General features: G+C 34.6%; 10 protein-coding genes. 3 read left to right on the forward strand and 7 right to left on the reverse strand.

Features of this window, described 5'->3' with window-relative positions; all coding sequences use genetic code 11:
- Positions 1-9: 9 nt before the first annotated feature.
- From ACEN2N_RS10585 to ACEN2N_RS10610, 6 genes are all read right to left on the reverse strand, one after another.
- Entirely contained in the window at positions 10-1,659 is a 1,650-nt protein-coding gene (locus ACEN2N_RS10585) for a S8 family peptidase (RefSeq protein ID WP_441824296.1), read from the reverse strand.
- A gap of 47 nt (positions 1,660-1,706) precedes the next feature.
- Positions 1,707-2,567: an MBL fold metallo-hydrolase gene (locus ACEN2N_RS10590; protein WP_441824297.1), complete on the reverse strand. Its 861-nt coding sequence runs from the start codon at positions 2,565-2,567 to the stop codon at positions 1,707-1,709.
- A gap of 163 nt (positions 2,568-2,730) precedes the next feature.
- Complete coding sequence (locus tag ACEN2N_RS10595; RefSeq protein ID WP_424003926.1) at positions 2,731-3,150, reverse strand: response regulator; 420 nt, start codon at positions 3,148-3,150, stop codon at positions 2,731-2,733.
- Entirely contained in the window at positions 3,131-7,318 is a 4,188-nt protein-coding gene (locus ACEN2N_RS10600; RefSeq protein WP_441824298.1) for a PAS domain S-box protein, read from the reverse strand. The genes ACEN2N_RS10595 and ACEN2N_RS10600 overlap by 20 nt, the downstream gene beginning before the upstream one ends.
- A 260-nt stretch (positions 7,319-7,578) precedes the next feature.
- Entirely contained in the window at positions 7,579-9,801 is a 2,223-nt protein-coding gene (locus tag ACEN2N_RS10605; protein ID WP_441824299.1) for a SulP family inorganic anion transporter, read from the reverse strand.
- A 2-nt stretch (positions 9,802-9,803) separates the two neighbouring features.
- Entirely contained in the window at positions 9,804-10,655 is an 852-nt protein-coding gene (locus tag ACEN2N_RS10610; protein ID WP_441824379.1) for a universal stress protein, read from the reverse strand.
- Positions 10,656-10,805: 150 nt separating this feature from the next.
- Between ACEN2N_RS10610 and ACEN2N_RS10615 the strand changes: the two genes are divergently transcribed.
- The gene (locus tag ACEN2N_RS10615) at positions 10,806-12,665 is read left to right on the forward strand and encodes a cation:proton antiporter (protein WP_441824300.1); all 1,860 of its coding nucleotides are present in this window, start codon (positions 10,806-10,808) and stop codon (positions 12,663-12,665) included.
- A gap of 207 nt (positions 12,666-12,872) precedes the next feature.
- Entirely contained in the window at positions 12,873-13,136 is a 264-nt protein-coding gene (locus tag ACEN2N_RS10620) for a hypothetical protein (RefSeq protein ID WP_441824301.1), read from the forward strand.
- Positions 13,137-13,275: 139 nt separating this feature from the next.
- On the opposite strand, the gene lepA is transcribed toward ACEN2N_RS10620, so the two are convergent.
- Positions 13,276-15,072: a translation elongation factor 4 gene (lepA, locus tag ACEN2N_RS10625; RefSeq protein WP_441824302.1), complete on the reverse strand. Its 1,797-nt coding sequence runs from the start codon at positions 15,070-15,072 to the stop codon at positions 13,276-13,278.
- Positions 15,073-15,254: 182 nt separating this feature from the next.
- On the opposite strand from lepA, the gene ACEN2N_RS10630 reads away from it, so the two are divergent.
- A complete protein-coding gene (locus ACEN2N_RS10630) occupies positions 15,255-17,678 on the forward strand; it encodes an outer membrane beta-barrel protein (RefSeq protein WP_441824303.1) in 2,424 nt (807 codons plus the stop codon).
- Positions 17,679-17,684: the final 6 nt, after the last annotated feature.

Raw genomic sequence — 17,684 nt, forward strand, 5'->3', positions numbered from 1 at the left:
TGTATAAAATTATAATTTAACCTGTCCGGCAGTTACTTTACTTGCCAATACCAAAGCATTATATGCATTTGCGATTTTACCAGAAGTAGAGACTTCGTCTAAAGATCCGTTTTTACCGCCATTGCTACCTAATACCACTTTAGTTTTAATAGGCAACCCAGACTGTAATATGATTTTTTTGACCTGTGCAGCTGTTAAGGTTGGATATTGAGACATCACCAAAGCAGCGATACCGGCAACACCAGGAGAAGCCATTGAGGTACCAGGTGAATATTCGTACTCGTTGTTTGGGTAGGTAGAATAGATATCTGTACCTGGCGCAAAAACATCAACATTTATTTTACCATAATTAGAATAGCTAGCGACCATTTCAGAACCATATTTAGGATTCAACGCACCAACCGTAATTACGTTATCGGCAAATTCTGGTCCGTTTTTAATTTGATCGTTAGGAAAGTTTGGATTTGTAGGATTATCTAAGTCGGCACCATCATTACCGGCAGCATGTACGAAAAGAACATTTTTCTTCGCGGCATATTTTAAAGCATCGTTTACCCATTCGGCATTTGGTGAAAATGACTTACCGAAACTACCGTTTATTACACGGGCACCATTATCAACAGCATAACGAATACCTCTTGCAATATCTTTATCATACTCATCTCCGTTAGGCACTGCTCTAATACTCATAATGGCTACGTTATTGGCAACGCCGTTTACACCTTTACCATTATTACGCTCAGCAGCAATAATACCTGCAACGTGCGTACCATGACTTTCATCATCAACCCTATTCATTGGGTTACCGTTACCGTAATTTACATCTGCTAAATTATAAGGGTCATCACCAACAGTTGATCTGCCGTTGAAATCCTTATTTAGATTATAGTTAAGCTGTTCTGTATAATATTTAAGTCCCTTATTTAAATCGTCAAGTACACCTGGTATTGTTTCATTAATACTTAACATTTGGTTTAGTATGGCAACATTTCGCTGCATAGCTTCATCTGTTGCTTTTATACCAGCAAGATCTTGTTTGTTGTAAGTATCTTTTTTCAAGTACTTTTTAACATCGTTATCTGCATTTTTTACAGCTTGGTAAATAGACTCGTATTGCTCTTTGCCTTGTAAAGCCTCGTTGTATTTAGCATCTAGTTCTGTTTTAGCTTTTGATAAAGTTGCAGCATCTCCAATATTTAAGCGAAGCATACGTACATATTCTAATTGCTCATTATAGGATTCACCTAAGAAGTTATACCCGTGAATATCATCTATATAACCGTTACCATCATCATCAATACCATTACCAGCTTTTTCTTTGGTATTTGTCCATAAAACATTAACAAGGTCTTCATGTTTTAAATCGATACCAGAATCAAGAACAGCAACAATGGTTTTAGTTCCTTTTCTATTTTTTATGATTTCGCTGTAAGCTTTATCAACACTCATCCCAGGGATAGTGTCTGCTACAAGGTCTAAGTGACCCCAATTATTTTTCTCGCTTGTAGTAAGATCTGATATTTTTAAAGGAGTAGAATCTATGTTTTCTACAGGAGTAAGAATTAATCCGCTTCCGCCTGCTGTACCTGCACTACCGCAACTAGTTAATATCGCAGCTATTGTAAGGGCGAAGATTGATTTAAAATATGTATTTGTCATACTAGGGTAACTTTTAGTAATTTATAGTTAATTATGATTGTATGTTGTTAATTGAAAAGTTCGTTGAAAGTATAAATTTGATCTAGCCGAACACCACGATCGGTATGTTTTAAAGTACATAATTGATTATGAGCATCATGTTCAAAAAACAGATAGTAGTTATTATCTGCGGCGTCGTTCAAGAATATATTTTTTTCTGACATGGTCATAAGTGGTCTAGTATCATACCCCATTACATAGGGTAATGAAATATGACCTACTGTGGGTATAAGATCTGCCATGTAGGCAATTGTCTTACCTTGATATGAAAATTGTGGTAACATTTGCTTTTCGGTATGCCCGTCTACAAATCGAATATCAAAACCAAGCGGGCTGTTTTTTAAAAATGAAGCATCTACTTTATTAACAAAGGTCAAGTGACCACTCTCTTGCATCGGTATTAAATTCTCTGTTAAGAAAGAAGCTTTTTCTCTTGGGTTGGGTTCAGTGGCCCATTTCCAATGTTTTTCATTGGTCCAAAACTTTGCATTTTTGAAAGCAGGTTCATATCCAGTTTTATCTTTGTTCCATTGAATGGCACCACCAACGTGATCAAAATGAAGGTGGGTTAAAAACACATCGGTAATGTCGTCTCTATGAAATCCGTGTTGTTTTAAAGATTTATCAATTGTAAAATCGCCCCAGCGATAGTAATAGCCAAAAAATTGATCAGATTGCTTATCACCCATGCCCGTATCAATTAATATCAATCGGTCTCCATCTTCAATTAAGAGGCTTCTTGCAGCGATATCAATTAAATTGTTTTGGTCTGCTGGGTTTGTTCTTTGCCAAATTGTCTTAGGCACAACACCGAACATAGCGCCACCGTCCAATTTAAAATTACCGGTTTCAATGGGATAAATTTTCATAAGGGGCAAAATAATAAAAGCGAATGATATCTTAAGATTATTAAGAATATATTATCATTTAACCCATGGAAAAGTGAAGATTTTACTATTTATAATAAACTGCGCCAAGTTTTGGAGCATAGTAAAGGTTAGGCAGTATTTCAATTATTTGGTAAGTGGTTGTTTAGTCTTCAGCAAGTAAATTTCCAATTTGGTGATGTGCTAATGGTTTTATTAAATGTTTTGTAACTACCGAGTACTCTTTGCCTTTTTCTGAATCTAAAGAGTCCATAGACGAACTTAAGATATAAATTTTACAATGCTCTGTCAATGCTTTTGGCAGGTTAATGTATTCATCTAGAAACTCGAAACCATTCATTCTTGGCATCTTAATGTCTAGAAAAATTACATCTGGGTAGGCTTCGGTCTTATCGCAAATACTTGTTAAATGTGCCAGAGCATCATGACCAGACGTCATAGTTGTAATTTGAGAAATATTATCTTCTTTCGAAATAATGGCCTTGTTGATGAAATTGTCCACATCCGAATCGTCTATTAATAAAATATTTATATCCTTTGCCATATTATAATCTGCCTGATTCATTTAGTATTCTTATAGTAAACGTTGATCCTTCTCCAATATTTGATGTAGCTTCAATAGTACCTTTTAATTTTGTTATAACTTCTTTAACGATGAACAAACCTATACCAGATCCCATTACCTTAGAAGATACTCTGTAAAACATTTCAAATATTCTTTCAAGTTGATCTTCTGCCATACCAACACCATTATCCTTAATTACTATAGTAGCCTCTTTATTGTTTGTTTTAATATTGATCCAAATAGAGGGTGATTCTTTATCTAAATCATGATACTTGATTGCATTTGAAATAAAATTATTTAATAAAACCGAAATTCTCTTACTGTCAGACACAAAACTTTTACTGTCAGATATATGAACTTCTATATTTATTTTATCGGTATTCTCTAAGTACCAAAAGCTCTCTAGACAGTGCTCTATTAAAGTAGTAAAATTTATGGTTTCTAACTCTACCTTTAGGTGTTTATTTCTAGAATATTCAATAATATCTTTAATGAAATCATCTAATCTTTCGATAGACCTTTCCATCATGTTTAAATGCTGAAACAACTTTGGGTCAATATCTTCAAGTTGAATGAGATTTATTAGCCCTAATACAGATGATAAAGGGGCTCTTAATTCGTGAGAAGCGCTATAAACAAAACTGTCTAATTCTGAATTTGTCTTTTGTAGTTCATGAAATTGAGTTTCGAGATTACTTTCAGCCTCTTTTCTTTTTGAGTCGTCAAAAATATTAACCAAGTAACTGACTTCGCCTTTTAATTGAAATGGAGTAATAGACAGTAGAAGGGTCTTTTTTAGTCCGCTTTTGAGTTGAATCTTATACTCTTCGTTCAATATCTCGCCTTCTTCTATAAGTTTTTCCCAAAGTCTTCTCCTCTCGTTTTCATTTATAAAAATTTCTTGAGATTCTAAAACTGTCTTACCAAGTAATTTTTTCTTTGAGGTCTCTAGTATAGAGTATACCATTTCATTGGCGTCAATTACTCGTCTTTGCTTATCTAAAATAAGCATGCCCATTAGGTTAGTATGGAAGGCCTTAGAGAATTTTTCTTGACTTTCTTTAAGTGCTAATTCTGAAATAACACTTTTGGTAATATCCATTGCTGTACCGTGATAAACTGTAGGCTCACCATTTTCATCATAAATTATTTCAGAAAAAGCTAAAAAGTATTTAAAAGAATTGTCTTTAAGTTGAATTCTATAATTACTAGGTGTAGCCATACCTTCACCTTTTTTTTCAGCAAGTTTAGTATCTAAAACAAGTACATCTTCATGATATATAATTTTTCTTACCAATTCTGGTGTCATTGGAGTATTTGGAGTTATTTCATGTATAGCATACATCTCTTTAGACCATTCTACTCTAGCGCTGTTCATGTCCCAATGCCAATAGCCTATATTTCCAATTCTGATAGCCGCATTCATTTTTGACTGCAAATCTAGAATTTCAACTTCGGCTTCCTTTTGTTTTGAAATATCTATTACAGTACCCCTAAATATAAGTGGCTTGTTATTGGAGTCTCTTAAAACTTCAACCTCAACCATCACATATTTAATTGAGCCGTCTCTAACGATAATTCTATAGGTGAAATTATGGTTGCACTTCTCTTTTATAATATCGGCTAGATTTTGGCGATGTTTTTCTAAATCTTCTGGATGAATAATACTTTCTAAATAAGGTATGGTCAAAACCGTGTCTTGATCTATATCATAAATCGTGTACATTAAAGGCGAACAAATGAATGACTTTGTTTCTAAATCAAAATCCCAGTACCCAATTTTACCAATACGAATGGCCGCATCCATTTTGCCCTGTAATACAAGTATTTCTTTTTGATTTTTTTTACGCTCTGTTAAATCAAAACCAATAGCTCCTATGGCAATAGGTTGGTCAGTTTTTTTATCTCTAATTAAGAAACCAGAAAATTCAACAGGGGTAGTTTTTTTAGTTTTAAAATTTTTAAGAGGAACTTCGCCCGACCATAAGCCTTTTTCCATAATGGTGGGCATATGTTCATTAGTTATAACATCTCTATATTCATCCTCAAAAAAATCAAAGATGGTACTGTTTTTAATGTCAAAATCAACAGGGAGGTCAATCATCCTTTTACCGGCATCGTTCATAAAAACGGATTCACCTTTTAAAGTTGCGAGACCAATAAACCCTGGGCTATTCTCAATAATAGAGATTAATTGCTGTTTTTCTTGTTCAGCCTTTTTTCTGTAAGTGATGTCTTTAAAATATACCGAAAGTCCGTTAGGCGAAGGGTAGAGGTGGTTTTCGACCCAAAGGTCAGCTTTTGGGTGGTATTGTTCAAAATGAGTATAAACCTGATCAACCATAGCCTTTTTAAATGCGCTATACGCATCTGAATTCTTAAATTCTGGGTATTCGTCCCATACATTTTTACCCAACATTTCTGTGGGGTTCATGCCAACCAACTTGGCTGCCTTAATATTAATATCGGTAAAACACCAGTTTTGATCAAATGCAACAAAGGCATCTGAAATTCGTTCGGTAAACTGTTTATATTTTCTTTCACTTTCAAGTATCGCCAAGTTGGCGCTTTTCGCCTCTGTTTGGTCAATGAAGGTGCTTAGACTATATTTTTCACCTAAATAGTCATAAGGTTCGGCAGAAGTTATTAAATGTAATGTCTCTCCTTTTTTATTTGTAAAATCTAACTCAGCTTTATCGACACCTTCTGATTCAATTACAGATTTTTGACCAGGTTTGGTATCTAAAGCAGTCGAAAAATCAATCAGCCCGATTTCACTAAGCGTTTTTCCTTTAATTTCCTCTAGCGAATAACCAATAAGTTTTAAAAAGTAAAAGTTAGCGTCTACCACACAACTGTTATGATCTTTAATGACCATACCTACAAACCGGTTATTATAGGCCTTGCCGAATCTTGCTAAATTTTCTTGTGCGGCTAGCTCTAATTCTTTTCGTTCGCTTATATCTCTTACAATACCTAAAACTGTTGTCTCATTTATTTTTTTGGCACTTACTTCTCCGTAAAATAGGGTGCCGTCTTTTTTAATCAATTTTCGTTCTGATCGTACAGTTTTGCCATCACGAATTTCTTTATAGCGTGGCGGGTTTTTTTTAGTGTCTTCTGGAATAGTAATATCTATTAAATTCTTCGTTAGTAGCTGTTCTTTATCATAGCCTAACATTGCTAGTCCATAAGGGTTTGCATCTACAATATTACCCTGAAAATCAATAAGGAATATACCGTCAGAAGCTTCTTCAATTAATAGTCTATATCGTTCTTTACTATCTTTTAAAAGTGCTGTTTTTTCATCAACAAGCTTGTTCAATTTAATAGGTTGACGCATTAGAAACCATGATAGAATTCCACATACTATCGATAATAATAGGCCTAGAATAGCGAACAGTATTGCGCCAGAATTTGAATTTGTTTTGTTGGAATACACATAAAGTTTCCACTCGCCTTGGCTGGTTGTAAGTGGAACGCCAATTGCACCTTCTTGAGAACCATTTTTTGATGTATAAAAAGTTTCCTCAGAATTATCTGTGTTTATTTTAACCAGTTTATAAGAGAATTTTGTCTGCTCAAGAGAATCTAGCTGAACAGCATTTACAATGGTAGATAGGCGTACCACCGCTGCAACAAAGCCATTGAATTTTCCATTCTTATACATAGGTCTGCGACCAATAACACCTGAACCACCCTGTTTTAAGTAAATGGGGCCTGCTGTATAGTAATCTCCTTTTTCAAGAGTTATCTTAGCTCCAAATTTATTGTCAGGGTCGTTTAGTATGTTCATACCGATTACCTCGTTACCTTTTATGGGGTATACATGGGTAATAACGCCTTCTTTACTGACCAATTCAAGAGCATCAACACTTTTATTACTATTTAAAAGTATTTGGGCTACGCTGTCAAAATTTTCAGGAATACCATATTGGTCAACAATAAATGCTAAAGTTTGGGTGACATTATAACTTTGGCCTAATACATTCTGTAGGTCTATTTTAAGTTTAGATACTCTTTCATTTACTATCTGGAGTTCTGTTTTTTGATAAAGTTCATATTTTTGAAGGGCAATGAATTGGGTGATTATAAAAACAAAAAAAAACGCGACAAGACCATATAATAAAGGGTTTTTAAAAAGAGACCGCTTATAGGCTTCAGACATTTTTTTTGATGTAATTTCTCTTTAACTTAAACTATTAAGGTATTTACGAAGTTAAAAAAGTCGCGCGTATTACCGCGTTTTTTCTTCACCTTTTGTAAGATTAAACCATTATAAATATGACGCTAAATTTAAGAATTTTTAAGTGTTAAGTAATTTATAAAGTAGTATTTTTATTTGCAATGGATAAAAATGTTTAACTAAATACTGGTAATAGTAGGTTTAGCAATACGTTTAGGCAGTATTAGTAAAACAAAACAGCACTATGAAGAAACACTTAAGCAAAGAAGTTGATTAAGTTGTTTGCCAAAATACAGCATTGCCTTAATCTCTTTAACACTTAATAAGCGTTCCTTTTTCAGAATAAGGATAGATGTGCCATTAGCCTCAATATGATAATAGGGGTTACTCTCTAAAAAGATTATGAGCTCATTCGTAAATAGTTCTTGAATTTCCTTTTTTTGTTCACCACTCAAGAAAAAACGCTTATTAAAATCTTGATGATTTTCTAATACAATGTCTTCAAAACCAGCCTTGCCATAAACAAAATCTAATAGTCCTTCTCGGTCTAGAGAAAACACGGGTATGGTATGGTCTAATTTAATATGTAAGATGGTTGTTTTTACAACCTCTTTTGCAATAAACTCCCCTTCATTAAATTCAACATCGAATAAGTTGAACGTTTGGGTTTCGTCATAAAATCGATTATAATAGTATGGAACTTTTCTGTTTTTAAAAAAAATGAATTTATTTAAAAACGCTGTTTCATTTGATCTTTTAGGCTCATAAGACCAATTGTATTCTTTTGCCATAGTTTTTAACAATCGCTGTCTTTTGGTAAAATATTTCTCTATAGAGCCAATTTTACTAAAAGGCAATACTTTACGAATCGCAAACGGATGCTTAGAATCGGCACCGTGTCTGTCTAGCCCAATAATTTCTATACTACCCTCTTTTTTGTTAAAGGTATCCACATAATTTTCTAAGCCTTCCATTACCGTGTGGTCCACAAAACTACAAAGTGAAAAGTCTAAGATTACATTTTCATTCTCAGGTATAATATCTAGCTTATTCTTTAGCTTATAAAAATTAAGAAAAGAGGCAAAATATTTGACACTTATATAGTAAGTGCCCGCATCATTTTCTTTAAACATAAGTATGTTGGGCTTGGTAAGGTGATTTACAAAAAGAGACAAACTTCTATTGAGTACCACATGAATTACAAAAGTGATAAATATACCCATTGCAATACCGGTGATGAGGTTGGTAAATAATGTGGTCAATAAAGTTGCTAGAAAGATGACAATTTGTTCTTTACCAATACTTGCAATTTTTGGCAGGTTTTTTGGTGTTGCAAGTTTATAGCCCGTAAATACCAATATAGCCGCTAAAGCCGCTAAAGGAATTCGCCTTAATTGGTCTTGAAAAAGCAAAACAAATATGAATAGAAACAGGGCATGAAAAATATTGGCAGATCTGTTGGTGGCGCCGTTATTCACATTTACCGAGCTTCTTGCGATGACGGTAACCACATTTAACCCACCAACCATACCACTAAGGGAGGTGGCAAGCCCAAGAGCCTTTAAGTCTTTGTTCACATTCGACCTTCTTCGTTCAGGATCAAGCTTATCTACCGCCTTAATACTTAAAAGAGATTCAATACTTGCTATAAGGGTTATGGCAAAAACCGTGGTGATGAAATCAATTTCTAATGCCTTTGAAAAATCAGGAAAAGCTAAGTTCGACAATACATTGTCTGGTATATTAACCAAAAATTCTTTTTGTAATGGATAAGGTAGTCCTAATGAAGCAAACACATAACTAAACCCAACAGACAATATTAGAATCCACATGGGTGCGGGTATTAGGTGTAAATACTTGTTTCTTATTTTAGAGTAATATGCCATGATAAATAGTGCAATTACACCTATGCCAGCAGCGATAAGTTCCTCTATATGATAGTTTTGATAAAGACCCATTATTCCCTCTGGTATCTGCAATAATAGATGAACAATGCTACCATGTTCATTATTATGCCCGATCATAATATGAAACTGTTTGGCTAAAATTCCTAAACCTATGGCGGCCAACATACCTTCAATCGCAGATGCCGGAAAAAAGTCTGCCAGTCTACCCATTTTAAGAAACCCAAGTAGTAGCATTAGTATACCCGAGAATACAATGGCTGCAAGTGTAAATAGATACCCAGCATACAGATCACCACCACCAAGACTTGTAATTGCCCCTAAAAGCACAATCACCAAACCGTTCCCTGGTCCGGTAATAGTAACATTGGAGCCCCCTAGAATTGATACAACAATACCACCTACAACTGCGGCAATAATACCTGATATAGGTGGGGCTTCGCTTGCAAGTGCCAATCCTAAACCTAGCGGAAGCGCTATTAATGATACCACAAAACCAGAAAATAAATTTTTTGGCAGCGTAGCTATAAAATTGGAGGATTTTTTCTTTTTAGCTGTCAAATCTAAGTTCTAACAATTAATAAATCGGTGGGTAAATCAGATAAAATATATTCAATATCATGTGGAAATATTCGATTCCAAACACTGGTTTTTACTGGTGCGTTCATTACTAGTAAATCTGCTCGTACAATCTCTGCATAATGACCTATCGAATAGCCTCTTTTACCAAAAATGCTCTGTGTTTTTACGGTAATACCTTTAGTAATATTTTCAGGTAATGCACAAACAATAGTCTTGACCCTAGAGTCTTCTCTATGTCTAATTCGTTGTTTAATAATATTGGCTTTTTTTAGTGAACGGTCATCTTCAACGTGCACATGAATTTCTTTTGGTAAAACCTCTTCTACTATAGTAATTTGTTGAGCTCCTAATAGGTTAGAAATATAAAACGCGTGTTTAATGGCAATAGGAGTTTCGGGGGCATCCAGTCCATTTACAACAATGTGTTTGCAAGGCACTCTTTTTTCTGTAGGCTTAATTAATAGTAGTACAGAACAGTTTACTTTACGGGTAAGTTTTCTGGCAATTGAACCGACATAAAATTGAAACTTATTTTCATGCTGCAAAGCGCCTAAAATCAATAAGTCAATATTGAGTTCTAAACAAGCTTTTGTAATTACAGTTTCAGGGTTGCCTTCTTTCCAAATTACCTCAACATAAGAATCTGAATGTTCTGTTTGAGAAATAATGGTATCGATTTCGGTAGATTTTTCTTTGGTCTTTTCACCAACATGAATAAGAATAAGCTTGCAATTTAAGTAGTATGCAATACGTGTAGATTCTAGGATGTTTACCTTGAGTGAAGGGGAAAATGCGAAGCCGAATAAAATAGTATTATATAACTTGATAAGCAGTGTGTTGTAAGGTTATGCGCTCGAATATAGGGCTAATTAATAAGAAGATATGTCAACCCTTTAATTCGATGGTTTAAAAATGCTTGCTATGGTTCGGTTATTATGATATAAAATGACCTAGAATTCTTATTTTTATCAAAAATAAATTAAATGCTAGAGCTTGCCGGAATTATCATTTTAGGAATACTTGCTCAATGGGTGGCATGGCGCCTAAAATTACCTGCAATTTTACCTTTAATTCTTATTGGGTTAATCGTTGGGCCGTTATCTACATTGTACACCGAAGATGGTTCTAAAATTATTGAGCCAATTTGGAACGGAACCAAAGGTCTTTTTCCTGGCGAAAGTCTATATTATTTTGTGTCACTGGCAATTAGTATTATTTTATTTGAAGGTGGGCTAACACTAAAGCGTTCTGAAATTAAAAATATTGGTCCGGTAATAACCAAGTTAATTACCCTTGGTAGCTTAACGACATTTTTCGGCGCTTCTTTGGCGGCTTATTTTTTATTCGGACTTTCTTGGCAGCTTTGTTTCTTGTTTTCGGCTTTAATTATTGTAACAGGACCTACTGTAATTACTCCTATTTTAAGAAATATTCCACTTAAAAAAGATGTTTCGGCCATATTAAAGTGGGAAGGAATATTAATTGACCCCATTGGTGCATTAGCCGCGGTTTTGGTCTATGAATTTATAAGTGTAGGCGAAGGCCAAGCATATACTATGACCGCATTGATCGAGTTCGGTAAAATTTTATTGTTCGGGTTTACTTTCGGTTTCACTTTTGCCCATGCGCTTACATTTTTAATTAAGAAAAGCTTTATTCCGCATTACTTATTAAACGTAGTCTCATTATCTGTCGTGTTGGGGGTTTTCGTTATGTCAGATGTTTTTGCTCATGAATCTGGCTTGTTAGCGGTTGTAGTTATGGGTATGGTAATGGGAAATACCGATTTACCAAATATTAAAGAATTGCTTTATTTTAAAGAGTCATTAAGTATTCTTTTGATCTCGATATTATTCATATTGTTGGCGGCAAACATCAACATTGCAGATCTAGAATTAATATATACCTGGAAAACAGTCGCGTTGTTTCTTTCTATAGTGCTTATAATTAGACCATTAGGCGTTTTTCTAAGTTCTATAGGGTCTAATTTAAAATTCAATGAAAAATTATTTATTAGTTGGGTAGGCCCTAGAGGTATTGTTGCGGCTGGTATAGCATCGTTATTTGGGTCTAAATTATTGGCAAGGGGCGAAGCCGGTGCAGAATATATTACACCTTTGGTATTTATGATTGTTCTTGGTACAGTACTGCTAAATGCTACTACGGCAAGAATATTTGCGAAGCTTATAGGGGTGTTTTTAAATAAGTCTGAAGGAATATTAATTTTAGGAGCTTCTAAAGTGTCGCGCTTAATTGGAGCGTACTTACATAAGAACGACAGGCATGTGGTTTTAATAGATAACAACCAGGCAAATATTGATAAGGCAAACAAATTAGGCTTAGAAGCTATTTCGGCAAATATTTATTCAGACAACCTGACCGATAATATTGAACTTAATGACATAGGTTATTTAATGGCATTGACCGCAAATTCAGATATTAACAGATATGCGATCGATAAGTTTCAAGATGTATTTGGTGAAAATGGATCTTTTAGGTTGGTAGATGTCGATGAAATGGCTGATCCAGAGAATAACCCAAAAGAAGGGTTGTTTTCGCATACCGATGACTTTATTAAATTGACGGAAGCGGCAAGAAAGTACCCTTCAATACACGAGATAGAACTTCATGATACAGAGCATTATGAAGGTTTAATCGAGATTACAAAGGCAGATGCAGATATTGTACCCTTGTTCTTGGTAAATCCAGAGGGCGATATACAAATCATTACCGCTTTCAGCAAAGACTTTACCGATATTCAAAAAGGGTATAAGTTGGCATACTTGGGTAAAATGTTTCCTTTAGAAGACCCAAAAAAAGAAGAGGCTCAAGAGGCTAAATAGTACAGCTGAGTTTTGGCAATTTACCTTTGACAGTGTTAATTGAAAAACGAGCCAATCCTGTAATTTCGCTATTCAATCATAGCGAAATCTATGGTATTGAAAAACCCCAACGGCATTGATTATGAGCTATTAAAAAAGGTTTTGGCAATAAACCGTAATATCATTTCGTTAACAATGGTGTAACAATCAACCAAAACCAAATTTTTTATGAAAAAATCAATTTTATTTTTAGCATTATTTGCTACCCTAGCTTTTACTAGTTGTTCAAAAGATGACGATGATAATGGATGTAAATCATGTACCGCTGCTGCTCAAAAAGTGGAGATTTGCGATAATGGCGACGGAACTTATGATTTAACCGTTGGCGGTGAAAGTGCTGGAACGTTAGATGAATCTGATTTAGAGGGTATGTCTCCGCAACAAGTAGTAGATGCAACTTGTGAGGCTTTAAATTTACTTGCCGATTTTTAATACAAGTATACTATAAGAATAGAAATGCCCTACATATATTTTGTAGGGCATTTTTTGTTTAAATGTTTAATTTTCCAACATTATTATTAGTTACAATTCTAAAATGCTTTATTAATAATTAGACGAAAAAACTTTCTTTTTAATCATTCAATTTTAATACCGCCATAAATGCCTCTTGTGGCACCTCAACATTACCAACTTGACGCATACGTTTTTTACCCTTCTTTTGTTTTTCAAGAAGTTTACGTTTACGAGAAATATCACCACCATAACATTTGGCGGTTACATCTTTACGCAGGGCTTTAGTGGTCTCTCTAGAGATAATTTTTGCGCCAATAGCCGCTTGAATTGGAATATCAAACTGTTGTCTTGGTATTAGTTCTTTTAGTTTCGCACAAATCTTCTTACCAATAAGTACAGCATTATCAGCATGTAATAAAGCAGAAAGAGCATCTACAGGTTGTGCATTTAATAAAATATCTACACGTACTAATTTAGAAGGTCTCATACCTATAGGTGTGTAATCGAAAGATGCATACCCTTTAGATACCGTTTTTAAACGGTCATAAAAGTCAAAAACTATTTCTGCCAAAGGCATATCGAAATTAAGTTCGACACGCTCGGTAGTCAAGTAGGTTTGATTGGTAATTATACCACGCTTTTCAATACACAAAGACATTACGTTACCTACGAAATCAGCTTTCGTAATAATGGTAGCTTTTATATACGGTTCTTCAACATGATCAATACTTGACGGGTCAGGTAAATCTGTCGGGTTGTTTACAACAATAGGAATATCAGGGTTTTTACGCGTAAATGCATGGTAACTAACATTGGGTACCGTGGTAATTACCGTCATATTGAACTCACGCTCTAAACGCTCTTGAATAATTTCCATGTGTAACATTCCTAAGAAACCACATCTAAATCCGAATCCAAGTGCAGCACTACTTTCTGGCGCAAAAACAAGAGAGGCATCGTTCAATTGTAATTTTTCCATAGAAGAACGTAACTCTTCAAACTCATCAGTATCCACAGGGTAAATACCTGCAAAAACCATTGGCTTTACATCTTCAAATCCGCCAATCGGGTTTTTTGTAGGGTTTGCGGCATCAGTAATCGTATCACCTACTTTAACCTCACGAGCATCTTTTATCCCCGTTATTAAATAACCAACATCACCTGCTTTTACACTTTTTTTAATCTCTTGGGTCAACTTTAAAGTACCTACTTCATCAGCGTAGTAATCTCTGTCTGTTGCAACGAATTTTATTTTTTGACCTTTTTTAATTTCGCCATTTATAACCCTAAAATAGGTTTCAACACCTCTAAAAGGATTATAAACAGAATCGAACACAAGTGCTTGTAATGGTTCGTCTAGGTTGCCTTTTGGCGCAGGAATACGCTCAATAATAGCGCTTAATATTTCTTCAATACCAATACCAGTTTTCGCAGATGCAGGTATAACATCTTCGGCTTTACAACCTAAAAGGTCCACAATATCATCGGTTACCTCTTCTGGGTTGGCACTTGGTAAATCTACTTTGTTTAAAACAGGTATAATTTCGAGGTCGTTTTCTAGTGCCAAATATAGGTTAGAAATTGTCTGTGCTTGAATACTTTGTGCAGCATCTACCACTAGCAATGCACCTTCACAGGCAGCAATTGACCGAGAAACTTCATAAGAGAAATCTACGTGACCAGGAGTATCGATTAAGTTTAAAATATAATCTTCACCCTTATAGGTATATTCCATTTGAATGGCATGACTTTTAATAGTAATACCACGCTCCCTTTCAAGATCCATACTATCTAGCAACTGTTCTTTTTTCTCTCGATCGGTAACAGAACCGGTAAACTCTAACAGTCTGTCTGCCAGGGTACTTTTACCATGGTCAATATGTGCAATAATGCAGAAATTTCTAATGTTTTTCATAGCGGTAACAGTAATAATAAAGCCAATTTAAACCAGCATCAATGACCGGCTGTAAAGAGCAATTGCAAATATAATCTAATTTATAGCGCTAAGCTTGAGTGCAGTTACGTATTTATTATTGTATAGATTAGTTTGGATTACATATATTGTAAAGGATTACAACGTTTTTTTATTTAGATTTGATGACCAACCCCGAATTTCCTTTGAAACCAATAATTACTATTCTATTCTTATTTTTAGCAATGACCCTTGTTGGGTATAGTCAAGCCTTTGAATTAAAAGGCGAAGTCAAGAATCAATATCAATCACCCGTAGCGTTTGCTTCTGTTTTTATATTGAACGTGTCAGATTCTGTATTGGTAAAAGGTACATCTGCAGACGAAAATGGTGCTTTTTTATTCTCTGGAATTACCGAGGGACTTTATTTTCTAAAAGCATCTTATGTAGGTCAAACCTCCAAAAACCTACCGATCGAGATACTTAAAGATACTAAAATAGGTGCTTTGATTATTGAGGAGCAGGCAGAACAACTTAATGAAGTTACGGTTATAAGTAATAAACCTGTAGTTAAAAGAGAAGTTGACCGTATAGTTTTTAATGTAGAAAACACGGTTATTTCTCAGAGCAGTTCGTGGGATATTCTTAATCAGACTCCCGGTGTTATTGTCATGGGCGATGACCTTAAAGTACGTAATAGGGCAACCACCATATATATCAATAACCGTAAAGTTCAATTGTCTTCAGAAGAGGTTAGAAGTCTGTTAGAAAATTATCAAGGCGAGAATATAAAATCTATTGAGGTTATTCATAATCCGCCAGCGAGTTATGATGCCGAAGGTGGTTCAATTTTAAATATTGTCACCAGTAAAAATGTATCTGTTGGTTATAAAGGCAATGCAAGTGCTGGGTATACGCAAGGGGTGTTTCCTAAATACAATTTTGGAACATCGCATTTTTACAAGACCAAGAAATTAAATGTAAACGGAAGCTATAATTACACGCCCAAAAAGGAGTTTAAAAACACGCTGAACAATACCAATTATATAAATGATATAGGTATTTTTTCTATTTGGGATACAGATTTTGATCAAGTAATACGAACTAATACTCATAGCGCAGGGGTCTCGGTAGATTATTCATTTAATGACAAGAACTCCCTAAGTTTAACTAGCAACGCACAGGTTCAGCCAAAAAAGGATGCTGATTTTTCTCAGGAAACTACTATTAAAAACAGCGCAGGTGTTTTAGATTCAATTTTTACTACAGCTAGTTTTTTAAGTGAACAAAAACATAATATTTCGGGAGACCTTTCATTTAAACATCAGTTCAAAGACCAAGGAAATTTGACCGTAAATGCACATTACACGAATTTTAATCTAGACCGAAATCAAGATGTAAATTCAGATTATTTTCAGCCAAGTGGCTCATTTCTGCGCGATTTTGATTTCTCTACCATTGCCGATCAGCAGATAGAAATAAAGACCGCTCAAGTAGATTATACTGATTATTTAGGTACTGTATTTTTTGAAACAGGGGTAAAAAGTTCATTTATTGATTCTGAAAGCAGATTAGATTATTTTTTACAGAATAACGGTACGGAGTTTATACCAAATCTTTCTGATGATTATAGGTATGACGAAAGCGTATATGCCGGTTATTTTAGTCTTTCGAAAGACTGGGATAAATGGAGTATAAAAACAGGATTACGTGCAGAACAAACAGAGAGTTCTGGGGTTTCTGTAAATGTATCAAACATTAACGAGCTTAGTTACTTCGAGCTTTTTCCTTCATTCTATATTCTGCATAACATTAATGATCACCATAGTTTGTCATTTGATTATTCTAGAAAGGTAGAACGCCCTAGGTATGAAGATTTGAATCCGTTTAGAACCTATATTAACGAGCGAAGCTTTGAAGAAGGCAATCCTAATTTAACCCCAGCTTTTAGCAATAATTTTAATTTGAACTACACCCTGAATCAAGAATACTTCTTTGACTTCTATTACCGAGACAATGGCAAGTATATTTCTACCCTTACTTTTCAAGATAACGATAATCTAGTATTAAGAGATGTTACTCAAAATGTTTTAGAAAGTACCTCCTACGGGTTTGATTTTTCATATGGTAAGTCCATAACTAACAATTGGTATTTGTACAGTTATATTTCACTTTTTCATGAAGAGGAATCTTTTATTGCATTACAAAGCGATGAGTATTCTTTTACCAATGACTTTAATGGAGCGTATGTAGACCTTACAAATTATATCACCCTCTCAAAAGATGGTAGTTTTAAAGGTGAATTGGGGTTAGTGTATATGTCAGGCTGGTTACAAGGTTCATATATACAAGAAGAGACTACAAATTTAACCGCAGGGCTAAGAAAAGCGTTTTTGAATAATAGAGCCGTACTAAGTGTAAGTGCAAACGATCTATTGGGTAAATATAATGGGTACGTATCTTCTAAATATTTAAATCAAGACAATGGTTATATAACGACTCCCGAAACTCAATATATAAAATTTGGCTTCACGTACAACTTCGGTAATTTCCGCTTAGAAGATAACCAACGCGATATTGATAAAATAGAACGTGAACGTCTCGAGTAATGATAA

This window comes from Maribacter spongiicola, from assembly GCF_052119685.1.
In the GTDB taxonomy this organism is placed as follows: domain Bacteria; phylum Bacteroidota; class Bacteroidia; order Flavobacteriales; family Flavobacteriaceae; genus Maribacter; species Maribacter spongiicola_A.

What these genes read in the sequence shown, in the direction of transcription:
- lepA (WP_441824302.1), bottom strand. Translation starts at nt 15,072, where the DNA reads ATGAAAAACATTAGAAATTTCTGCATTATTGCACATATTGACCATGGT.
- ACEN2N_RS10630 (WP_441824303.1), top strand. Translation starts at nt 15,255, where the DNA reads ATGACCAACCCCGAATTTCCTTTGAAACCAATAATTACTATTCTATTC.
- ACEN2N_RS10620 (WP_441824301.1), top strand. Translation starts at nt 12,873, where the DNA reads ATGAAAAAATCAATTTTATTTTTAGCATTATTTGCTACCCTAGCTTTT.
- ACEN2N_RS10590 (WP_441824297.1), bottom strand. Translation starts at nt 2,567, where the DNA reads ATGAAAATTTATCCCATTGAAACCGGTAATTTTAAATTGGACGGTGGC.
- ACEN2N_RS10585 (WP_441824296.1), bottom strand. Translation starts at nt 1,659, where the DNA reads ATGACAAATACATATTTTAAATCAATCTTCGCCCTTACAATAGCTGCG.
- ACEN2N_RS10595 (WP_424003926.1), bottom strand. Translation starts at nt 3,150, where the DNA reads ATGAATCAGGCAGATTATAATATGGCAAAGGATATAAATATTTTATTA.
- ACEN2N_RS10615 (WP_441824300.1), top strand. Translation starts at nt 10,806, where the DNA reads ATGCTAGAGCTTGCCGGAATTATCATTTTAGGAATACTTGCTCAATGG.
- ACEN2N_RS10600 (WP_441824298.1), bottom strand. Translation starts at nt 7,318, where the DNA reads ATGTCTGAAGCCTATAAGCGGTCTCTTTTTAAAAACCCTTTATTATAT.